Genomic DNA, 20,555 nt, shown 5'->3' with positions numbered 1-20,555 from the left:
GCTGATGCGGAGTGAGAGGCCCGGCCGGACGGGCGAGTTGGCCCTCCTGACGTGGCGCTGTCCCGTACTCGCGGACCGAGGCGGGAAGGAGCGCACGCGCACGGGCGTCCGGTCCGCGCACCGAATTCCCCTTCCGGCCGAACGACCGGCCGTCGGCTCGCCGTGCCCCTACTTCAGCGCCGACACCGAGAGCTACCTCACCCGCACCGCCCTGCGCGAACTGCGCAAGGAGCGCCCGCTGCGGGTGCTCTCCGTGCAGGACCACGCGCACTGGCAGACCTACGGCTACGTCGTGGTGGAGCAGGCGATCCCGGCCGAGGTCGCCGAGTGCCTGCTCGACTTCGCCTGGGACTTCCAGGGCCTGTCGCCCGACCGCCCCGAGGAGTGGTACCTCGAGCGCGACCACCGAGACGAACTCGACCGGCACCTGCACATCTACGGCTTCGTCGAGGCCTACCACCACCAACTCATCTGGGACAGCCGCCAGTCGCAGCGCGTCTACGACGCGTTCGTGGACGTGTGGGACTGCGAGGAGCTCTGGGTCACCCTCGACCGGCTCAACCTCAACCGTTCTTAGCGTTGTTGGCCAGTGTTGGCCGAACTGCCGCAAACCGGGCCGGTGATGGCCCGGTGACCTCGCGAACGGTCTTCGAGGTCGGGGAGCAGCGCGAGTTGGTCACCGTGGCGCGGTCGAGTCTTGTCGCCCCGGTGGGGCGTGCTCGCTGTCCTGGGTGGGCTCGCGGTCCCACGTGCTCTCGGGGTGGATGGGGCCTGGCCGGTAGCTCTCCCGGCACGATCCTCCGGTCGTGTGCGGGTCACACCTGGCCGACGCCGGATCCGGTGTCCGAGGGCGCGTCGTGCGATGGCCACCGCAGCACCGTGGTGCCGGGTGACCGTGAGAGTGGTCTGAGGTCGGAGCGGGGCCTTCCAGTACTTCTCGCCCCAGCGGGAGGTGTAGGCCGGGTCGACGGCGATCACGAGGAGACCGGCGTGGAAGGCCATGGCGCGCAGGCGTTCCCGGAAGCGGGCGGTGGGGATGCCCGCAACCGACTTGCGGAACTTCTTGCCGCGCCGGCCCCGGCCCATCGTCTCGCGGCCGGTGGCGCGGGCGTCGTCGAAGCCCAGGTTCTCGATCGCGATGGCGGCGCAGCCGTGAGTGTGGGCGAGGGCGATCAGGTCGGTGATGGCTGCGCGCAGCCGCCCGTCCCGTTGTGAGGTGGGTCCGGTGAGGTCGAGGGGGACGGTGATGGGTTCGTCGGTCGGGTTGCCGTGCGGGTCGAGGACGTAGGCGGCCAGGTGGTCGGCGTTCAGATCCACGCCGAGAAGACGTTTTCCGAATGCCCGGACCTCTTCCGGCGTCGGGAGGAGGTCGGCGGGTGTGGACCAGGAGGCGTCCAGGTACCACCTGTTGCGGTCGGGGTTGTGGACGATGTCGTAGCGCACGGCCCGGTTCGCGCTCACGCGGTCCAGCCACTCTCCCCGGCGGTGCGAGAACGCGACCGTGCACGAGAGCCGGTACCGTCCCCGGGGCGCGTTGGCGAGGTGGCGCAGCGGTTCGGGCAGCGCGAGGGTGACCCCGCCCGTAGCGGGATCGACGGTGATGGTGTAGTTCCCGTGCGGGGCGCCGGATTCGCCGTCGGCGGTCAGGAACAGCCGGGCCGCCTGCCACCGGGTGCGCCACTGCTCGGGTGTGAGCTGGGCCGCGTCCAGGTTGTGCCGGGCCTTGAGCAGCCGCTGGCCGCCGGCCGTGATCGAGGGCCGTCCGGCGTCGATGCACTCCTGAACCGCTGTGAGCCGGGCGGTGAGCTGGTGCAGCCGGCGCTGTTTCTGGAACCGTTCGCCCTGGTCGGCGTAGCCGCGGATCCCGCCCTCGCGCCTGCCGCACGGCACCGCCAGGCGGCTCTCGATCGCGCGAATGGCCCTGCGCAGGCCGGCCCGCTCGTCGTACAGGCAACGCAGGGCGAGCTGGTACTGGTCCTCACTGACGCGGGTCATCGCACCGGCCCACCGGGAGGAGGACACAGCAGTGAGCCGCTTCTTCCGGCCCGCCCGCCCATTGTCCTTCGCCGCGACCTGCCCGATCCCGACCCGCTGCGCCAGATCCGCCCGCTGGCAACGGCCGAGATGGCGGCCGACCAGCCACAGCACCTCGGCGTCCTCGACCGTGACACGCAACCGGTCCCGGATCCGCGCACCGGCGGGCGCAGCGACCGTGAAAGGCGCAGCGATCGCCCGCAGCTCCCCCTTCTTCACGCTGCGCATGCCCACGGTTGCGGCCCTCCCCTCACCAGCCCGTCAACCACCAACCCTCACACACCCCGCCGCCCCGCCGGACTCCGATCGCCCGCCTCATCACCCATACGGGGGACACGATGGCCTACCGTGACCAATAACCGGATCAACAGTTGCCTACCCGTCAAGTCCGACCGCAACATCGCCGAGGCCTACCGGCTGGGCGTGCGCGACTTCGCCACCGACAGCCTGGAGGACGTCGCCGCGATCGCCGAACACGCCCCCGGCTCACGGGTGTTCTGCCGCCTGGCCACCACCGGCGAGGGCGCGCTGTGGGGCCTCAGCCACAAGTTCGGCTGCTCGCCCGAGGACGCCCTGCGGGTGCTGGACGCCGCCCGCACCTGCGGGCTGGTGCCCTCCGGCCTGTCGGTCCACGTCGGCTCGCAGCAGATGACCGCCGAGGCCTGGGGCGCGGCCGTCGAGTCGCTGGCCGCCGTGCTGGAGGCGCTCAACCGGCGCGGCATCGTGCCGAACCGGATCAACCTCGGCGGCGGACTGCCCGCCCTCGGCGTGCTGGACCGGCACGGCCACCCGCTCGAACCGCCGCTGGACAAGATGTTCGCGGTGATCCGCGAGGGTATGGAGCGGCTGCGCGCCGTCAACGCCGCCCCGCTGGAGTTCCTGCTGGAACCCGGCCGCCACCTGGTCGCCGACCACGGCGCGATCCGCGCCCACGTCGCCCGGCTCTCCTCCCGCCGCCGGCTCGACGGCGCCCGCGAGGACTGGCTCTACCTGAGCTGCGGCAAGTTCAACGGCCTCTACGAGATGGACCAGTTGCAGTACCGGCTGGAGTTCCCCACCCACCCCGGCGGGCGGTTCGTCGACGCCGTGGTGGCCGGCCCGACCTGCGACAGCGACGACGCGTACGCCCAGGAGGACGGCCTGGTTCGGGTCCCGCGCGCGGTCGCCTCCGGCGACCCGGTGTGGATCCACTCCTGCGGCGCGTACTCCACCGCCTACGCCACCCGGGGGTTCAACGGCTTCGCGCCGCTGCCGTACACCTGCGTCGGCGGCCCGGCTCTGCACGGAGGACGCGCATGACCGACACCCGGATCCGGCTGCTTCGGGAGGAGGACTGGGACGACGTGGTCGCGCTGGAGGAACGCGCCTACGCCGCCAGCGGCCTGTCCGAGGGCGGCGAGGCGCTGCGCTCCCGGCACCGCGCCTCGCCCTCCACCTGCTTCGTCCTGGAGCACGCCGGCGGTTTCGGCGGCTACCTGCTCGCCCTGCCGTACCCGCTGTTCCGCTGTCCGGACCTCAGCCGGGCCGAGTCCGGCGGCGGCGTACCGGCGAGCAACCTGCACGCCCACGACCTGGTGATCGCCGAGCGGGCGCGCGGCCGGGGCCTGGCCCACCGGATGCTGCGGCACCTGGAGGAGACCGGACGGGCGGCCGGCCACCGGACGCTCTCGCTGGTCGCGGTGCGCGGCTCGCAGGTGCTGTGGACCCCGCTCGGCTACCGGGCCCGGCCCGAGATCGGGCTGCCCGCGAGCTACGGCGCCGAGGCGGTCTACATGGCCAAGCCGTTGGAAGCCGCCCCGGCCGATCCCGTCCCGTCCCCCTCCAGAGCCGAAGCAGGCTGATGCACATGTTCCCCGTACGCGACGAGTTCCGCCGCTCCCAACTGGCCACCGGCGCACTGTTCTTCGTCCTCGGATTCCAGTACGCGACCTGGGTCTCCCGGGTGCCCGCGCTCAAGGCCCGGCTCGACCTGGGCGAGGCCCGGATCGGTCTGCTGCTGATGACCTGCGGGATCGGCGCGGCGGTGTCCTTCCCGCTGGTCGCGGTGCTGATGCGGCGGCTCGGCTCCCGCCTGCTCTCGGTGCTGTCCGCGCTCGCCCTGGGCGTCGTCCTGCTCGCGCTGTCGGTGGTGCCGAACTACCCGGTCACCCTGCTGGTGCTGTTCTGCGACGGCGTCGCGGTCGGCTGCCTGAACGTCGCGATGAACGCCCAGGGCGCCGCGCTGGAGGCCCGCTTCGGGCGGACCACGATGTCCAGGCTGCACGCCACCTTCAGCGCCGGCTCGCTGCTGGCCGCCCTGCTGGCCTTCGGCGTCAACGCCTTCACCGGCACCCTCGCCGTCCACTTCGGCCTGGCCGCGCTGCTGCTGGCGGTGCTGGTCGCCGTGGCCCGGCCCGGGCTGCTGGCCGACGGCCCGCAGGAAGCCGCCTCGCCGACGGAGCCGACGGAGCGGAAGGAGCGGCGCGGCTTCACCCTGCCCGCCGTGGCGACGCTCTGGATGGGCCTGGCGATGGTCTTCGGCACCGTCACCGAGGGCGCCATGAACGACTGGTCCGCGCTCTACCTCAAGGACGTGGTGCACGCCGGCGCCGGACTCGCCCCGATGGGCATCGCCGTGGTCTCGGTGATGATGGTCTGCGCCCGGATCTTCGCCGACGGCTGGCGCACCCGCTTCGGCGACGGCCGTATCGTCCGCACCGGCAGCCTGCTGGCCGGCCTGGGCCTGGCCCTCGCCCTGCTGGTCGGCGGCGTCGTCCCCACGTTGCTCGGCTTCGCTTGCGTCGGCCTCGGCGTCGCCGCCGTCACCCCGTGCGTCTACGTCGCCGCCGCCCGCCAGGGCTCCGACGCCCTCTCGCTGGTCGCCGCCATGGGCACCACCGGCCTGCTCGCCGGCCCCGCCGCCATCGGCTTCGTCGCCGGCGCCACCAGCCTGGCGTGGGGCATGGCCGCCGTCGCCGCCTCGGCCGCCGTGGTCTCCCTCTGCGCCACCCGCATCCGCTGGCCGCAACCTGCCTCTGCTGCCCCTCAGCTCGCCCCTGACGCCGCCTGACCCCTCAGTTCTCGCCGCGTGGGGGAGGCGGGTCTTCTAGAGTCGCCTGGGGTACGACCGTATGACCATGAGCAGCACGAGCCGTATGAGCCGCGTGAGAGGTTTGGACAGCATGACCGAGCAGGCCCCCGAGCCCTACGAGCACGTCGACGAGGACTGGCAGACCGCGGTGGCGATCGTCGCCCACCCCGACGACATGGAGTACGGCGGCGCTTCGGCCGTCGCCCGCTGGACCTCGCAGGGCAAGAAGGTGATCTATGTGATGGTCACCAGCGGCGAGGCCGGGATCGACTCGATGCACCCCGAGGAGTGCGGGCCGCTGCGGGAGGCCGAGCAGATCGCCTCGGCGCGGGTGGTCGGGGTGGAGACCGTGGAGTTCCTCGGGTATCCGGACGGGGTGGTGGAGTACGGGCTGCCGGTGCGCCGGGACATCGCCCGGGTGGTGCGCCGGCACCGGCCGGAGATCGTGATCACCAGCAACTTCCGGGAGACCTACGGCGGGGCGTTCCTCAACCAGGCGGACCACATCGCGGTCGGCCGGGCCACCCTGGACGGCGTCCGGGACGCCGGGAACCGCTGGGTGTTCCGCGAGTTGGTGGACGAGGGGCACGAGCCGTGGAACGGGGTGCGGCAGATCTGGGCGGCGGCCTCGCCGGAGTCGAAGCACGCGGTGGACACCACCGACACCTTCGACGTCGGTGTCGCCTCGCTGGAGGAGCACAAGGCGTACCTGGCCGGGCTGGGCGGGGCGATGGCGGACGCCCGGGAGTTCCTGGAGGGCTTCGGCCGCGGCGCGGGCACCCGGCTGGGGACGCGCTTCGCGGTGCCGTTCGAGGTGTTCCCGTTGCGCTAGTCGGGGGGCTCGGCGGAGCCGGAGCCGGAGCCGGAGTCGGAGTCGGAACCGGAGTCGGAGTCGGAACCGGCGTCGGCGCCTTCGCGGCGCCGACGCCGGTAGCGCAGCACCTGCCGGAGCAGGAAGGCCGCGACCAGCAGCCCGAGGCCGATCGCGAACCAGAGCTGGTAGTGGATCGCCGTCCGGTAGACCGTGCCGATGTTGGCCCCGGCGACGTAGCCGAGGGTGCCCCACACCGCGGTCCACAGCACCGCGCCCAGCAGGTTGAAGACCGCGAAGCGGCGCCACGGCATCTCGGTGGTCCCGGCGATGATGCCGTTGTACTGGCGCAGCCCGTCCACGAAGCGGGCGACCGCGACGACCTTGCCGCCGTGCCGCGCGAAGAAGCCGTCCGCGCGTTCCATCCGGGCCGGGGTGAGCAGCACGTAGCGGCCCCAGCGGTGGACGAAGGCGCGCCCGCCGGTGTGGCCGATCAGGTAGCCGAGGCTGTTGCCGACCGTGGCGGCGGCCGCCGCGATCAGCAGGACGGCGGCGAAGTCCAGGTGCCCGGTGCCGGCGTACACCGAGGCGAGCACCAGGATGGTCTGCCCGGGCACCGGGATGCCGCAGTTGTCGAGCAGCACGAGCAGCGCCACCGCGAGGTACCCGTAGTGGTCCAGCAGTGGTGCGAGATCGGCGAGCGCCCCGGGCAGCGGGGGCGAGGGGGCGGACACCGCTCCTCACCACCTCGCGCGGGTCGGGCACGGGGTGGTGGGGGAGTCGGTCAGTGTCCCGCCTGGCGGGATCCGACGTGTTCGATGTTGCAGTCGGGGCCGGGGTAGATCAGGCCTTCGTGGCCGTCCTCGAAGCGGACCACGTACGGGGGCTCGCCGTCGGTGCCGCGCACCTCCGTGATGATGCCCTTCTGGTCCACCATGCCCACCGACCTGCTGTGGATATGGAGCTGGTCACCTACCGCTGCGTGCATGGTCGTGCTCCTCGGGTCGCGGTGGCCGCCTCCGCGGCCGTTCCGCTTTCCACTGTGCTGCGGGCGCGGCGGGCTCGCAACGGCTCGGGCGGACGGGATGCGCGGGGCCCGTGGGTCGTGCGTCAGCCGCCGGACGGCTGTTGCGCCAGGTAACCGCGCACCAGCCGCTTGCATTCGGCGATCAGCGCCGGATCGCCGTCCGGGTCCCCCCGGAAGGCGAGTTTGAGCACCGCGTCGGCCGCCTCCAGTGCGACCCGCAGGGTGAGCGTGGTGGCCGCCGGGTCGCCGGCGGCGAACAGTTCGCCGCCGAGCGCCTGCAGCCGCAGGGCGACGGCGGTGTTGTTGTCCACGCCCGCGTCCAGCAGGTGCTTCTCATCCCGGACCCCGGCCGGCACCGCGGTGCCGGCCAGCCCGAAGTCCACCTGGCCGAACCCGGGCACCGCGCGCTTCATCGCCACGAACTCCTCCACCGCGAGGTCGCTGAAGCCGGCCGGGCCGACCGGCGCGGAGGCGGCCAGCCGGGCGTCCAGCCGTTGGAGGTACCGGTCGAGGTTGCGGGCGGCGAGCGCGGCCAGCAGGTCCTCCTTGCCGGCGAAGAACTGGTACAGGGTGCCGATCGGCACCTGGGCGCGCTGGGCGACCTCCTTGGTGGTCAGCGCGGTCGCCCCGACCTCGTCCAGCAGCCCGGCGCAGGCGTCCAGGATGCGGCTGTACCGCTCCTGGCTGCGCTGCTGGACCGGCCGCCGCCGGGTCGGCCCGGCCGTGTGGTGACTCCGCGTGTCCGCGACGGCACCCACCTTGCTGCGCTCGGCGGGCGCTTCGCGCAACGCGCCCCTCTCGACGGTTCTCCCCCAGCCTTCGGCCGGGGGTACCCCCATGCTCCGCTCGCTCATGTGGCAACTCTGCCGCATCCGATGTTCCGACGGCGAATCACCGGGGCTCGGAAGGACCGGAGTTTCCGGTGAGGGAGGAATCGACTGGTGGCCGGAGCTGAACGGCACGGTGGCGGGAAGGTGGCCACGGGTTGGCTTTGGTCTTGTCGTGGACGCGAAGACCGGTTCATACTCCTGAGGCGGATCACCTTTCGTGATCGAGGCATGCCTCTTCGTGGTGATCGCGAAGTCGGTGGTGATCGCGAATTCAGGTGATCGCGCATCCCAGCAGTCCGTGGCGACGACGGGCGACACCGCCGCCACCCGAGGTCTGGATGAACCCGTGTGCCCCCTGGCTCATCACGCGTCCCGTACCTGTGCGTCCCGTCGAACGGAAGGAGGGGATCGGTTCGGTGACCTCGTTCTCCACCGGGCGTGAGGCCCTCGACACCGAGCACCGCCGTCAGTTCCTGGAGTCCGGGTACCTGGTCCTGCCCGCACTGCTGCCCGAGGCGCTGCGCGAACGCCTCGTCCCCGAGGTGGACCGGTGGGTGGACGAGGGACTGCGGGCCCGCTCGATCGAAGCCTGCACCGACCCCGACCGGCACGGGTCACCCCCGCTGCTGGAGCTGGAGCTCCCCGCCCACGGTCGGCTGCTCACCCACCCGCCGCTGATGCGGGCGCTGACCGGGCTGATCGGGCCCTCCTTCGTCTTCCACCACCTGCACAGCGACCGCCAGGCGCCGGGCATCCCCGGAAAGCCCTGGCACCACGACTGCGAGCCCAACGACGGCCCCGACCCGGCGCTGGTGATGGTCCACGCGCTGCACTACCTCGGCGGCCTGGACGAGAAGGTCGGCAGCCTGGCCGTGCTGCCCGGCTCGCACCACAGCACCGCCGGCAAGACCGCCTACGCCCACCACGGCACCGCGGAACTGCCCGGCGAGGTGGTCATCGACCGGCTGCCGCCCGGCTCCACCGTGCTGCTGAACTCGGCGCTGTTCCACACCCGCAGACCGGCACCCGACGGGCCGGGCAGGCCCCGGTACTTCATCGACGCCTCGTACTGCCAGGTGGGGGCGCGCTGGCGCCCGGTGAAGCCCTACTGGCGGCAGATGCTCGCCCGGGCCCGCGAACTGGACCTGGCCGACGGCCAGTGGCCCGAGCTGTTCGGGGAACACCACTTCACCGAATACACCGGAACCGTCTGAGGAGCACAGCCGTGGAGATCGTCACCGCCGTCGCCTACCCCGAGGTCCACGACGCCTACCTGCGGGACCACCCGGTGGAACGGGCCCACGCGGCGAACAGCAACCTGTACGGCGAGGAGAACGTCGAACGCGCCGACCGCATCCCCGGCGGCTGGTGGCGGGTCCGGCTGAGCCGGGCCGACCTCCTGGGCGTCGTCCTGCCCTGGCACCTCAGCGAGGGCGGCGAGCTCGAACTCGTCCCGCGCACCGGGCTGACCGTGGCCCAGGCGGCCGAACGCGTCCGCTCCGGCGGCGCCGCCTGGGCGGCGGCCAACCCGGTCTGCGCGGGCAAGCTGCGGGTGCTGCGCCGGGCGCCGTTCACGCCGCTGTTCCTCGGCACCGGTCCGGTCGACCACCCCGACTACGCGGACCTGCTGGTCCGGGAGGGACTGATCCACATCGACGGCCTGCACCGCATGCTGGCCTGGGAGTTGGCCGGGCGGCTGCCCGAACGGGCCGGGCTGGACGGGTACCTGGTGGGCGACCCCGGGGTGCTCGCCCGGCCGGTGGGAGCGGCACGGACGGGGGACGAGTCGGCGTGACCCCCGCGACGCAGCACCTCCGTTCCGCGTCCGCCGCCACCTCGCTGACCGCGCTCCTGTCGCAGCTCGCCCGGTCCCACCCGGACCGGCCCGCCCTCACCGACGGCGTCCGCGCCTACGACTACCGCACGCTCGACACCGCCGCCGGGCGGATCGCCGCCCGGCTGGCCGCCGGCGGCACCGGGCGGGGCGACCGGGTCGCCCTGCTCGGCCCCCGGGACGCCCGGATGCTGGTGCTGCTGCACGGGGTGCTGCGCTCCGGCGCGGCGGCCGTGCCGGCCGACCCGGACTGGTCGGCGGCCGACCTCGCCCGGCGGCTGGCGGCCGTCCGGGTCTCGCGGGTGCTCGCCACCGGGGGCGGCCTCGGCGGGGAGGTGGTGGACGTCGAGGCGGCCGGCCCGTCGTGGTCGGGCGGCGAGGCGGCGGGGGAGGACCTCGCCTACCTGTCCTTCACCTCCGGGTCCAGCGGCGAGCCCAAGGCGGTGGCGGTCACCCACGACAACGCCGCGCACTACGCCCTGTCGCTGGCCGCGCGGCTCGGCCTGACCCGGGCGGACGCCCCCCGCCTGGCGCACGTCACCACGCTGGCCGCCGACCTCGGGCACACCGCCTGGCTGCTCGCCCTGGCCACCGGGGGCTCGGTGCACGTCGTCCCCGACCGGGAGGTGCGCGACCCGGAGGCCTTCTGGGCCTCGTTGCGCCGGGCCGGGGTCGACACCCTGAAGACCACTCCCTCGCACCTGACCGCCCTGCTGGAGGGGCGCCCGGGCGACGCGGCGCCGCTGCGCATCCTGCTGCTGGGCGGCGAGGCGCTGCCGCGTCCGCTGGCGGCCGCGCTGCTGGACGGCAAGGTCACCGAGCGGCTGGTCAACCACTACGGGCCGACCGAGACCACCGTCGGGGCCACCTGCTTCCTCGCCGCCTCCGCCCGGGAACTGCCCGCAGGGGAGCCGACCGTGCCGATCGGCAGCGGGATCGGCGAGGTGCTGCTCACCCTGGTGGACGGGCGGGGGCGGGCGGCGGCCGAGGGGGAGCTGCTGGTCGGCGGGCGGGGCGTCAGCGCCGGGTACTTCGGACGGCCGGCCGAGACCGCCCGCGGCTTCGTCCGGCGGGACGGCCGACTGATGTACCGGACCGGCGACGTGTGCCGTCGGCGGGCCGACGGGGAGCTGGTCTTCCTCGGGCGGGTGGACCGCCAGGTGAAGGTCCGGGGCTACCGGGTCGACCTCGCCGAGGTGGAGCGGGCCATGGACGGGTACCCGGGTGCCGCCGGCTCGGCGGCACTGCTGCGGGAGACCGCCGTCGGGAATCAACTATTGGGTGCGGTAAGGCTGTTGGAGGGTGCCGACGTCGAGGGCCTTGATGCGTATCTGCGCGACCGGCTGCCCGGCTACTCGGTGCCGCAGCCGATCCTGGTGCTCGCGGAGTTCCCGGTCGGGCCGAACGGCAAGCTGGACCGGCCGCGGCTGGGCGAGCTGGTCGCCGAACTGGTCGAGGCCAGGGCGGAGCCGTCGGGGCCCGGCGGGGACGGCCTGGCGGGGGAGATCGCCCGGTTCTGGGCCGGCGCGCTCGGGCTGTCCGGCGTCGGGCCGCAGGCGGACGTGCTCGCCCTCGGCGGGGACTCCATCCTCGCCATGCGCACCATCGCCCTCCTGCGGCGCTCCGGGCTGCGGGTCGCCTACGAGGACTTCTACCGGCACCCGACGGCGGCCGGGCTGGCCGCGGTGGCGGTGCCGGTCGCCGCTGCCGTTCCGGCTCCGCGCCGACCCGGTGGCGGCAGCCGACTCGCGCCCGCCCAGCGCTGGCTCTACCGGCAGCGGTCCGTCGAGGACCCGCGGCACTGGAACCAGTCCGTCCTGCTGCGCTGCCGCACCGCCGTCGACCCGGCCGCGCTCTCGGCGGCGGTCGCGGCCGTACTGGAAGGCCACCCGGCGCTGCGCCGGCCCGTCGCGCCGGACGGGTACGGCGAACCCCGCGCGGTGACCGAGCTCGACCCGCTCTCCCACTCCCGGATCCCGCGCGCGGCGGGCGCGATCGCCGACACCGTCGCCGGAGTCTGCACCGAACTCCACCGCAGCCTCGACCCCCTGGCCGGACGGCTGCTGCGCGTCCACCTGTTCACCGGCCCGCCCGGCACCGACGACCGGCTGGCGCTGATCGTCCACCACCTGGTGGTGGACGGGCTGTCCTGGCGGATCCTGCTGGACGACCTCGCCCACGCCTACCGCGCGGTGCTCGACCAGGCCGGGTCCGATCGACAACCGGCCGACCTGCCGCCGACCCCCGACTTCTACCGGTGGGCGGCGGCCGCGCCGCCCCCGCCCGCGGCGCCGGAGGCTCCGGCGCCGCCCGTGCCGCCCGCCCGACCGGCCGCGCTCAGCTGGGCCCTGGACGAGGACGCCACCGCCCGGCTGGTCGCCCGGCACGGTGGCGGGGCCGGGCTGGAGGCCGTCCTGCTCACCGCCTTCGCCAGGGCCGTCGCGCACTGGCAGGGTGAGCCCCGGCTCGCGGTGGAGGTGGAGACCCACGGCCGGGACACCGTCGGCGACGACCCGGGCGAATTCCTGGACACCGTCGGCTGGTTCACCGCCGTCAAGCACGTCGAGCTGGACCCCTCGGCGGGCGCCGAGGCCACCGCACGGCGGCTGCGCGAGGCGCCCGTCCGCCCCATGGACGCACCGGGCGACCGCCCCGCCGTCGGGTTCAACTTCCTCGGCACCTTCCGGCTCCCCGAGGAGCCCGCGCTGGACTGGACCGTCGCCGACGAGCAGGCGGGTCTGGCCCGCTGCGCCGGGGGCGACCCGCTGTACCGACTGCGGCTCACCGCACGGGTGGTGGAGCAACGGCTGGTCGCCGACCTGGTGTACGGGTGGCCCGGCGTTCCCCACCCCGCCGCCGAGCGGATCGCCGCCCGCTTCGCCGAGGCGCTCGCCGGGCCGTCGGCGGAGCAGCCCGTCCGCGCGCCGCTCTCCACCTCCGGCCAACTGCTGCACGCCCGGGTGCCGCCCACCGCCCGGGTGGGCGTCCGCGAACCCGCCCGGGTGCTGCTCACCGGTGCCACCGGCTACCTCGGCCGGCACCTGCTGGACGCCTTCCTGCGGCGCGGCGCCGAGGTCACCTGCCTGGTCCGGGCCGCGGACGAGGCGGAGGCGGCACGCCGCCTGACCGTCGGCCGGGCCCGGGCCGTCGCCGGGGACATCGACCGGGAGGGCCTCGGCCTCTCCCCGGCCGCGCTGGAGCGCGCCCGCACCGCCCGGATCGTGGTGCACGCGGCGGCGGACGTCCGGCTGGTCGCCTCGCCCGACGAACTGGAGCGCACCAACCACACGGCGGTGCGCCGGCTGCTCGACTGGATCGAGGAGCACACCCCGACGGCCACGCTCCACCACGTCTCCACCCTCGCCGTCTCCGGCGGGGTGGACGGCCCGCCGCGCCGCTTCAGCGAGGCCGACCTGTGGATCGGCCAGCACTTCCGCACCCCGTACGAGCGCACCAAGTACCGGGCCGAGCAGGCCGTTCGGGCCTGGGCGGCCACCGGGCACGCCGCCTACCTGTACCGCAGCGGGCACATCGCCGCGCACAGCCGGACCGGCGCCTTCCAGGCCAACGCCGGCGACAACCGGATCTACCAGCTCATCCGCGGCTACCTGCTGGCGGGCGCCGCCCCCAGCCGGCCGGACACCTCCTTCGCGTTCTCGCACGTGGACACGGTGGCCGCCGGGATCGCCGCGATCGCCCTCGACCCGTACGCCGCACCCGGCGCCTACCACGTGGAGAACCCGTACGCCGTGCCGCACGACGAACTCGTGGGCCGGCTCGCCGAGTTCGGCTACCCCGTCCGGCTCACCGACGACGTGGACTTCGCGGCCGCCATCGGCCGGGCCGAGCGCCGGCACCCGGCGGCCGCCCGACTGGCCGCCGCCTGGGCACAGCAGGAGGAACGCAACGTCCGGGTGGACAGCGCCTACACCACCTCCGTACTCGACCGGCTGGGCGTCCGCTTCGCCGCGCCGACCCCGCAGTGGTGGTCGGCCGCGCTCACCTGGGCGTCCGAGGTCGGCTACCTCCCGCCCCGCTGACCCGATCCACCCGACTCACAGAAGGCAGACTCCGTTGCCCCAGCTCTCCCCGGTGCTCAAGCAGGCCACCCCGGTCGTCGCCGTGCGCGGCGAAGGCCTCCACCTCTACGACGCCGACGGCCGCCGCTACCTCGACTTCACCTCCGGCGTGGGGGTGACCAGCACCGGCCACTGCCACCCCCGGGTGGTCGAGGCCGTCCGCGAACAGGCCGGTCGGCTGGTCCACGGCCAGTACACCACCGTCCTGCACGACCAACTGCTCACCCTCACCGAACGGTTGGGTGAGGTCCTGCCAGCCGGCCTGGACTCGCTGTTCTACGCCACCGCCGGGACGGAGGCCGTGGAGGCCGCGCTGCGGCTGGCCCGGCACGCCACCGGGCGGCAGAACGTGATCGTCTTCGAGGGCTCCTTCCACGGCCGCACCATGGGCGCGGCCGCCCTCACCACCGCCGGGACCCGCTTCCGGGCGGGCATCGGCCCGCTGGTGCCCGGGGTCGCGGTGGCGCCCTTCCCGGCCGCGTTCCGGCTGCGACTCTCGCTGGGGCTCTCCGAGGAGGAGGCGGTGGCGTACGCCCTGCGCGGGCTGGACGAGGTGCTCGCCACCGTCTCCGCGCCCGCCGAGACGGCGGCCATGTTCGTCGAGCCGGTGCTCGGCGAGGGCGGCTACGTCCCCGCCCCGGCCGGGTTCCTGGCCGGACTGCGCGAGCGGGCCGACCGGCACGGCATCCTGCTGGTGGTGGACGAGGTGCAGACCGGCTTCGGCCGCACCGGCCGGTTCTGGGCCCACCAGTACGAGGACGGCGTGCTGCCCGACGTGCTGATCACCGCCAAGGGCCTGGCCAGCGGCTTCCCGCTGTCCGCGATCGCCGCGCCGACCGAACTGATGCGACGCGCCTGGCCCGGCTCGCAGGGCGGCACCTACGGCGGCAACCCGGTGGCCTGTGCCGCCGCCCTGGCCACCCTGGACGTGCTGCGCGAGGAGCGGCTGGTCGAGAACGCCGCCGAGCAGGGCGTACGGCTGCTGGACGGGCTGCGGGCGGTCGCCGCCGAGGCGCCCGGCATCGCCGACGTCCGGGGCCTCGGGCTGATGGCGGCCAGCGAGTTCTGCCGCCCGGACGACTCGCCGGACCCGGACACCGCCCGGCGGGTCCAGCAGGCGGCGGCCGACCTCGGCCTGCTGCTCCTGCTCTGCGGGACCCACCTCAACGTGGTCCGGATGATCCCCGCCCTGGTCGTCACGGCGGGGCAGATCGACGAGGCGCTGGCGCTCTGGTCCAAGGCCGTCGCGGCCGGGGCCCGGTAGGGGAGGCCTGATGAGCGAGCACACGGTGGCCGAAATCGGCTGGAGCAGTCTGGAGTTGGAGGCTCGGCGGGAGCTGTGGTCGCTGCCGCTGGGCGAGCAGGAGCGGCGGCTGCTCCGGGCCGATGCGCGGGTCGGGCGCTGGGGCGCGGCCGGCCCGGTGCGCGAGCGGCTGCGGACCTTCGTCCGGGACAGCATCGCCTCCGTCGGCCTCGCCCACATCGGCCGACTGGTCGACCCGGCGCAGCCGGAGCAGGAGATCACCGAGGCGGTCTCCTTCCTGCTGCGGGACTACGGCCGGATCGTGCCGCAGAACGGGCGCGGCGATCTCACCTCGGTGCTGCGCGACCAGGACGGCGACGGCAACACCGAACTCGGCTTCCACTGCGACACCTGCGACCTGCTCGTCCTGCTCTGCATCCAACCCGCCTACCACGGCGGCGGGTTGACCAAGCTGGCGAGCGCCCGGCACGTCCACGACCTGATCGGGCAGGAGCGGCCGGACGCGCTGGCCACCCTCGGCGAGAACTGGACCTTCGACCGGAGCGGCCGGGCCGGCCCGCAGGTCGTGGTCACCCCGATCCTCTACCCGCAGAAGGACGGGACCATCGGCTGCTACTACCAGACCCGCACCGTCCGCTCCTCCCCCGACCGAGGTGGGCCGGAACTGACGGACCGTCAGTGGGAGGCGCTGGGCGTGCTCGACGAAGTGCTCTACCGGCCGGAGATCGCCTTCGGGCTGCCGATGGCCGCCGGGGACCTGCTGATCATCCGCAACAGCCGGGTGCTGCACGGGCGTTCACCGTACGTGGACGAACCCGGGCCGCACGCCCGGCGGATGCTGCGGATCTGGCTGAACGAGGGGGAGGCGTGGACACTGTGACCCAGTCGCACGGAAAGGTCGCCCTGGTCACGGGGGGCGGCAGCGGGCTCGGCCGGGCCTCCTCGCTGGCCCTGCTGGCGGCGGGCTGGACGGTGGTACTGGCCGGGCGGCGCAAGGACGCGCTGGAGGAGACCGCCGTACTCGCGGAGGTCGACCCGGCGCGGATCCTCGCCGTGCCGACCGACATCCGCAGCCCCGAGGAGGTCGCCCGGCTCTTCGACGCCGTCCGCGACCGCTACGGCCGGCTCGACCTGCTGTTCAACAACGCGGGTGCGGCCGCCCCGCGCCGGCCGATCGTCGAGACCCCGTTCGCGGACTGGAACCGGGTCCTGGACACCATCGTCACCGGCAGCTTCCTGTGCGCCCGGGAGGCCTTCCGGCTGATGAGCACCCAGTCCCCGCAGGGCGGCCGGATCATCAACAACGGCGCGCCCTCGGCCCACGTGCCCCGCCCCAACTCCCTGGCCTACACGGCCGCCAAGCACGCCGTCCTCGGTCTCACCAAGGTGCTCGCCCTGGACGGCCGCCCGTACGGCATCTCCTGCGGGCAGATCGACGTCGGCAACGTCGCCCCGCCGGACGGCGGTCCGCAGCCCGCCGCGATGCAGGCCGACGGCACGATGGCGGTCGAGGCGACCATCCCGGTGGAGCGCTTCACCGAGGCCCTGGTGCTGATGGCCTCGCAGCCGCCCGACACCACCATCCAGTCCCTGGTGGTGCTGCCGAGCACCATGCCGTTCGTGGGGAGGGGATGAGCCGTGCTGGTCAGCGCCCGCTCCTTCGCGGAGTACCGCGCGATGTTCGCGCTCACCGACCGGGACTTGGGGCAGCGCATCCTGGACTGCCCGGGCGGCGCGGCGGGTTTCGTCGCCGAGGCGGGCCGGCGCGGCATCGACGCGGTCGCCGTCGACCGTGAATACGCCGTGCACCGGGAGGAGTTGGGGCTGCTCGTCGAGCGGGAGACGCTGTTCAAGCGCGGGCAGCTGGTGCGGGAGGCCCCGGACTTCGTCTGGTCCTGGTACGGCGATCCGGCCGGTCTGATCCGGGACCGGATCGCCGGCGCCCGGCTGTTCCGGGCCGACATCGCGGCCCGGCCGGAGCGCTACCTGGCCGGGGAGCTGCCCGAACTGCCCTTCGCGGAGGGGTCCTTCGACCTGGTGCTCAGCTCGCACCTGCTGTTCTCGTACGGCAACCGACTGGGGGAGGACTTCCACCGGGCGGCGCTGCTGGAACTCGCCAGGGTGGCGCGGCGAGAGGTCAGGCTCTTCCCGGTGCTGGTGTACGACACCGGCGAGCGGTACGAAGGGCTGGACCGGTTGCGGGAGGAACTGGCGGGGGTCGGGATCGGGAGCCGGGTGGAGCGGGTGGCGTACGAATTCCAGCCCGGGGGCGACGAGATGCTGGTGCTCTCCTGCGCCGGGTACCGGGCGCCGGCCTCGGCGGCGCCCCGGGCCGTCGCCTCCGATCCGGTGCGGTGGCGACACCGGGAGGGGGTATCCGGCAGAACCGGTTGATCAACTGTGTCGACTCGGTCATGGCTGACGATATGACTGCACATCAGCACTACGACGGTGGCGAGGGGTCCAGGCGGCCGAGTTCACCGCGGTGGCGGCCGGCTGGGGCCGTCGCCTCGTGCCCGGCCACGACCTGCGGAAGGCAGCCGTCCGAGTCCTGGACGGCCGGGGTCGAGCCGCGCGGGTCTGTGGGAGCATGGCGCGATGGATCAAGGTCGACAGTTGGTCAGTTCAGCCTCACCCATGGAGCCCCGGATCGGCATGTCCCGGGCGGTCCGCAAGGGGTCGTACATCGCGGTGGCCGGCACCGCGCCGATCGGGGCGGACGGCAGGAACGTCGGGAAGGACGACGTCTACGCCCAGACGGTCCGGTGCCTGGACATCGCCGAGGCCGCGCTCAAGGCCGCGGGCTCGTCGCTCCAGGACGTCGTGCGGACCCGGATGATGCTCACGGACATCACGCGCTGGGAGGAGGCCGCCCGGGCGCACGGCGAGCGGTTCGCCGAGATCCGACCGGCCTGCACCTTCGTCGAGGTCTCCCGGTTCATCGACCCGGAGTGGCTGGTCGAGGTGGAGATCGACGCCGTTCTCGACTGACCCGGGGTGCGCCACCGTCGTGTCCGGGGCGTGGAAATTCCCTCGGCGGGCGCGGAGCCGGCCCGCTACGGTGACGATCACGGTGAACTTCGTACTGGTCGCGGGTGCGCGGCTCGGGGCCTGGGCCTGGGACGACGTGGTGGCGCACCTGCGGGCGGCCGGGCACGGCGTCCACCCGCTGACCCTCTCCGGCCTCGCCGACCGGCAGGGCGTCCCGGCCGGGCAGCAGACCCACGTCCAGGACATCGTGGCCGAGGTCGAGCGCCTCGACCTGCGCGAGGTCGTGCTGGTCGGTCACAGTTACGCGGGCGTTCCGGCGGGGCAGGCCGCGGCGCGGATCGGTGACCGGCTGGCGCACCTGGTGCTCGTCGACGCCGCTCTCCCGGTCGAGGGCCGGTCGTTCGCCGCGGGCTGGCCGGACGGCGGGGTGGCACTGAGGGCAGCGATCGCCGGGAACGGCGGGTTCTGGCCGAGCGCCACCGCCACCCACTTCGAGGGCCACGGCCTGACCGACGGGCAGATCGCCCGCATCGTCGCCGGTTCGACCCCGCACCCGGGCGCCACCCTGACCGAACCCGCCGTGCTGACCAGCCCGTTGGCCGAGCTGCCCGCGACCTACCTGCTGTGCTTGCTCGCCGCGGCGGAACCCGACGAGGAGGTGGCCGAGCTGGTGGCCGACGGGCACTGGCGGCTGGTCGGGCTGGACACCGGGCACTGGCCGATGTTCTCCCGGCCGGCCGAGCTGGCCCGGATCCTGCTGGACACCGCCGGGCGGTGAGGCCCGCGGCCCCGTCGGACACGGGGCCGCAGTCCGTCGATGAGGACGGTCAGTACCTGGTCGGCGTCCTCCGGGGCGTGTTCGCGGGACCAGGCGGGCGAGGCGGCGAGGGTGGACAGGCCGTCGGCGGTAACGCCCGGGCTCAAGCCGGTGTCGGGGGCGACTGAACCGGATGGGGCACGACATCCGTGTGTCGGGACGAGAGCCCCGTTGCCCCGCCTCCGCTCGTCGCCGCCACGACCCGCGGAGGCGGCCCGGGCTCGAAGCCTCGCGCGCTTCCCCGCCATCCCCCCGGGATGCGCGCGAGGCTTTCCCACGCCATGAACTCCCGAGGAGAAAAGCACTGATGAAGCACGTACGGCGGGCGGCTGTGGCGACCGGGAGCGCGGTCGCCGCCCTCGCCCTGGCGAACACCGGGACCGCCTTCGCCTGGAACCCGAGCGACGCCTCCGTGGAGATCGGTTGCCGGGCGGACGCCGGGCACGTCGAACTCGTCCTCGGGAACCACTACAAGGCCGCGGGTGACTACACCCTCAGCCTGGTCGGCGGGACCGAGGAGTACCACGGCAGGATCGAGGCGCGGAGCACCGTCAAGCTGACCGTCGGCTACTCGGGCAAGGGCGACACCTGGCGCTACACCCTGGCGGACACCCACGTGGACAAGACGGTGGCGGACGTTCCGCTCTGCCCGTCCGCCACCCCGACGCCGACCACCACCCCCTCCGTTCCGGCGACTCCGACGCCGACCACGTCGGTCCCGGCCTCGCCGGTCGTCACGCCCTCGGCGACCACCCCGGCTCCGACCGCTCCCGGGACCACCCCGCGGGCCACGCCGAGCGCGTCGACCACGCCGGCCGCGCCCGCCGCGACGCCCGGCGCCGGGGCGAGCACCGCGCCGGCCCTGGCGCAGACCGGTGGCGGGAGCAGCACCCCGCTCGCCCTGGCCGGTGGCGCCGTGCTGGCCGCCGGTGCGGGCCTGGTCCTCGCCGCCCGCAAGACCGCGGCCAAGCGTCGCGCCTGACCGGTCGTCACGCGGAGCGGCCCGGGGCGCCGGCGTCCTGGGGAACACCGGGCGCCGGTGCCCCGCGGCCTTGGGCGGTGGCGGCCACGGGCCGGGTGCCCGCGGAAGGGGGCGAGATGTTCGTCGACGGATCCTGGCGGATCACGGTGTCCGGCAAGGACGCCGACTTCGACCAGCGGGCGGTGGTGGTCACCCCGTACGGCACCCTGGTGCTGCCCGGCCGGGTGGGGGAGTCGCTCGTGGTCGACGCCGACACCTGGGAGCTGCGGCTCGAACACCGCCGCCCGGGTGGCGGCTGGCAGCCGGACGCCCAGGTGGTGTCCGGCCCGGTGATCACCATCGGTGGCAGGCGCAGCCGGGAGGTCCGGGCCCGGGACTGCCACTGGCCGGGCATCCCGGGCGACGACCTGCCGTGCAACCTCGTGCTGCGCCTCGACGGGTTGGACGCACTGGACGCGTTCGGTGCGTTCGGTGCGTTCGAGGCCGAGGGGTCGGCCGCGCGGCGGGAGACGGCCGAGGCGATCGCCCCGGCCTCGGCACCGCTCGTCCGGACCAGCTCGGACCGGGGGTCCGGTGTCCGGAGGGCGGTGGAGCGGCGGGAGGCGCCGACTGGGCGGACGGCGCCGGAAGAGGCGCCGGCCCCGACCGGTCGGCGGGCGTCCACCGGCTGGTGAGGGTGCGTGGGGACGTGACGACCGAGGGGGGGGGGGCGGCACGCCCCCCCCCCCCCCCGCGGTTACGGGCCCCCCACCGGGTTGGAAATTGAAAAACACGCCGTAACAAAAAACCCCCCCCGGGGGGGTGGGGGGCGGGTGC

At 74.2% G+C, this 20,555-nt stretch carries 18 protein-coding genes and 2 pseudogenes; 16 read left to right on the top strand and 4 right to left on the bottom strand.

Annotation, left to right across the window (positions count from 1 at the left end; all coding sequences use genetic code 11):
- Positions 1-124: 124 nt before the first annotated feature.
- A pseudogene (locus ACGF12_RS15160) lies at positions 125-568 on the top strand (phytanoyl-CoA dioxygenase); the annotation flags it as partial.
- Between the two features lie 5 nt (positions 569-573).
- Here the strand turns inward: ACGF12_RS15160 and ACGF12_RS15155 are convergent.
- A complete protein-coding gene (locus ACGF12_RS15155) occupies positions 574-2,262 on the bottom strand; it encodes a hypothetical protein (protein ID WP_393028923.1) in 1,689 nt (562 codons plus the stop codon).
- 60 nt (positions 2,263-2,322) lie between these two features.
- Between ACGF12_RS15155 and ACGF12_RS15150 the strand changes: the two are divergent.
- From ACGF12_RS15150 to ACGF12_RS15135, 4 genes and pseudogenes are all read left to right on the top strand, one after another.
- Positions 2,323-3,333, top strand: a pseudogene (locus tag ACGF12_RS15150) (type III PLP-dependent enzyme); the annotation flags it as partial.
- The gene (locus ACGF12_RS15145; protein WP_393028920.1) at positions 3,330-3,875 is read left to right on the top strand and encodes a GNAT family N-acetyltransferase; all 546 of its coding nucleotides are present in this window, start codon (positions 3,330-3,332) and stop codon (positions 3,873-3,875) included. The pseudogene ACGF12_RS15150 and the gene ACGF12_RS15145, both read left to right, overlap by 4 nt.
- A 5-nt stretch (positions 3,876-3,880) precedes the next feature.
- Entirely contained in the window at positions 3,881-5,083 is a 1,203-nt protein-coding gene (locus ACGF12_RS15140) for an MFS transporter (protein ID WP_393028918.1), read from the top strand.
- A 112-nt stretch (positions 5,084-5,195) separates the two neighbouring features.
- Complete coding sequence (locus ACGF12_RS15135; protein ID WP_393028916.1) at positions 5,196-5,936, top strand: PIG-L deacetylase family protein; 741 nt, start codon at positions 5,196-5,198, stop codon at positions 5,934-5,936.
- Here ACGF12_RS15135 and ACGF12_RS15130 read toward each other — a convergent pair.
- The 3 genes from ACGF12_RS15130 to ACGF12_RS15120 form a co-directional block, all read right to left on the bottom strand.
- Complete coding sequence (locus tag ACGF12_RS15130; protein ID WP_393028914.1) at positions 5,933-6,649, bottom strand: DedA family protein; 717 nt, start codon at positions 6,647-6,649, stop codon at positions 5,933-5,935. The two genes, ACGF12_RS15135 and ACGF12_RS15130, sit on opposite strands and share 4 nt — an antisense overlap.
- 50 nt (positions 6,650-6,699) lie before the next feature.
- Entirely contained in the window at positions 6,700-6,903 is a 204-nt protein-coding gene (locus ACGF12_RS15125) for a DUF1918 domain-containing protein (protein WP_393028912.1), read from the bottom strand.
- A 122-nt stretch (positions 6,904-7,025) separates the two neighbouring features.
- Positions 7,026-7,796, bottom strand: a complete 771-nt coding sequence (locus ACGF12_RS15120) for a TetR/AcrR family transcriptional regulator (RefSeq protein ID WP_393028910.1) — start codon at positions 7,794-7,796, stop codon at positions 7,026-7,028.
- Between the two features lie 392 nt (positions 7,797-8,188).
- Here ACGF12_RS15120 and ACGF12_RS15115 point away from each other — a divergent pair, with 392 nt between their 5' ends.
- From ACGF12_RS15115 to ACGF12_RS15065, 11 genes are all read left to right on the top strand, one after another.
- Positions 8,189-8,986 (top strand): phytanoyl-CoA dioxygenase family protein, encoded by a 798-nt coding sequence (locus ACGF12_RS15115; protein ID WP_393028908.1) that lies wholly within the window; start codon positions 8,189-8,191, stop codon positions 8,984-8,986.
- A gap of 11 nt (positions 8,987-8,997) precedes the next feature.
- Positions 8,998-9,567 carry a DUF6309 family protein gene (locus ACGF12_RS15110; protein WP_393028906.1) on the top strand — a complete coding sequence of 190 codons (570 nt, stop codon included), beginning with the start codon at positions 8,998-9,000 and terminating at the stop codon, positions 9,565-9,567.
- On the top strand, positions 9,564-13,646 hold the full coding sequence (locus tag ACGF12_RS15105; protein WP_393028904.1) for an AMP-binding protein: 4,083 nt from the start codon (positions 9,564-9,566) through the stop codon (positions 13,644-13,646). The genes ACGF12_RS15110 and ACGF12_RS15105 overlap by 4 nt, the downstream gene beginning before the upstream one ends.
- Positions 13,647-13,680: 34 nt before the next feature.
- Positions 13,681-14,949, top strand: coding sequence for an aspartate aminotransferase family protein (locus ACGF12_RS15100; protein ID WP_393028902.1), 1,269 nt, complete (start codon positions 13,681-13,683; stop codon positions 14,947-14,949).
- Between the two features lie 10 nt (positions 14,950-14,959).
- The gene (locus ACGF12_RS15095; protein ID WP_393028900.1) at positions 14,960-15,829 is read left to right on the top strand and encodes a TauD/TfdA family dioxygenase; all 870 of its coding nucleotides are present in this window, start codon (positions 14,960-14,962) and stop codon (positions 15,827-15,829) included.
- The gene (locus ACGF12_RS15090) at positions 15,817-16,584 is read left to right on the top strand and encodes an SDR family oxidoreductase (protein WP_393028898.1); all 768 of its coding nucleotides are present in this window, start codon (positions 15,817-15,819) and stop codon (positions 16,582-16,584) included. Before ACGF12_RS15095 ends, ACGF12_RS15090 begins: the two co-directional genes overlap by 13 nt.
- Positions 16,585-16,587: 3 nt before the next feature.
- Positions 16,588-17,343 carry a methyltransferase domain-containing protein gene (locus ACGF12_RS15085; RefSeq protein ID WP_393028896.1) on the top strand — a complete coding sequence of 252 codons (756 nt, stop codon included), beginning with the start codon at positions 16,588-16,590 and terminating at the stop codon, positions 17,341-17,343.
- Positions 17,344-17,586: 243 nt separating this feature from the next.
- Positions 17,587-17,940 carry a RidA family protein gene (locus tag ACGF12_RS15080; RefSeq protein ID WP_393028894.1) on the top strand — a complete coding sequence of 118 codons (354 nt, stop codon included), beginning with the start codon at positions 17,587-17,589 and terminating at the stop codon, positions 17,938-17,940.
- A 70-nt stretch (positions 17,941-18,010) separates the two neighbouring features.
- Positions 18,011-18,718, top strand: coding sequence for an alpha/beta fold hydrolase (locus ACGF12_RS15075; protein WP_393028892.1), 708 nt, complete (start codon positions 18,011-18,013; stop codon positions 18,716-18,718).
- Between the two features lie 346 nt (positions 18,719-19,064).
- On the top strand, positions 19,065-19,739 hold the full coding sequence (locus tag ACGF12_RS15070; protein WP_393028890.1) for an LPXTG cell wall anchor domain-containing protein: 675 nt from the start codon (positions 19,065-19,067) through the stop codon (positions 19,737-19,739).
- A 116-nt stretch (positions 19,740-19,855) separates the two neighbouring features.
- Positions 19,856-20,413, top strand: a complete 558-nt coding sequence (locus tag ACGF12_RS15065) for a hypothetical protein (protein WP_393028888.1) — start codon at positions 19,856-19,858, stop codon at positions 20,411-20,413.
- The last annotated feature ends 142 nt before the right edge of the window (positions 20,414-20,555 follow it).

Source organism: Kitasatospora sp. NPDC048296 (assembly GCF_043201815.1).
Lineage (GTDB): Bacteria > Actinomycetota > Actinomycetes > Streptomycetales > Streptomycetaceae > Kitasatospora.
The sequence above is the reverse complement of the archived record's forward strand: the minus strand, read 5'-3'. Positions and strand labels throughout refer to the sequence as shown.

Bases quoted from the DNA above. Each gene is read 5' to 3' on its own strand.
- ACGF12_RS15155 (WP_393028923.1), bottom strand. From the start codon at position 2,262: ATGCGCAGCGTGAAGAAGGGGGAGCTGCGGGCGATCGCTGCGCCTTTC.
- ACGF12_RS15145 (WP_393028920.1), top strand. From the start codon at position 3,330: ATGACCGACACCCGGATCCGGCTGCTTCGGGAGGAGGACTGGGACGAC.
- ACGF12_RS15140 (WP_393028918.1), top strand. From the start codon at position 3,881: ATGTTCCCCGTACGCGACGAGTTCCGCCGCTCCCAACTGGCCACCGGC.
- ACGF12_RS15135 (WP_393028916.1), top strand. From the start codon at position 5,196: ATGACCGAGCAGGCCCCCGAGCCCTACGAGCACGTCGACGAGGACTGG.
- ACGF12_RS15125 (WP_393028912.1), bottom strand. From the start codon at position 6,903: ATGCACGCAGCGGTAGGTGACCAGCTCCATATCCACAGCAGGTCGGTG.
- ACGF12_RS15120 (WP_393028910.1), bottom strand. From the start codon at position 7,796: ATGAGCGAGCGGAGCATGGGGGTACCCCCGGCCGAAGGCTGGGGGAGA.
- ACGF12_RS15095 (WP_393028900.1), top strand. From the start codon at position 14,960: ATGAGCGAGCACACGGTGGCCGAAATCGGCTGGAGCAGTCTGGAGTTG.
- ACGF12_RS15080 (WP_393028894.1), top strand. From the start codon at position 17,587: ATGGAGCCCCGGATCGGCATGTCCCGGGCGGTCCGCAAGGGGTCGTAC.
- ACGF12_RS15070 (WP_393028890.1), top strand. From the start codon at position 19,065: ATGAAGCACGTACGGCGGGCGGCTGTGGCGACCGGGAGCGCGGTCGCC.
- ACGF12_RS15065 (WP_393028888.1), top strand. From the start codon at position 19,856: ATGTTCGTCGACGGATCCTGGCGGATCACGGTGTCCGGCAAGGACGCC.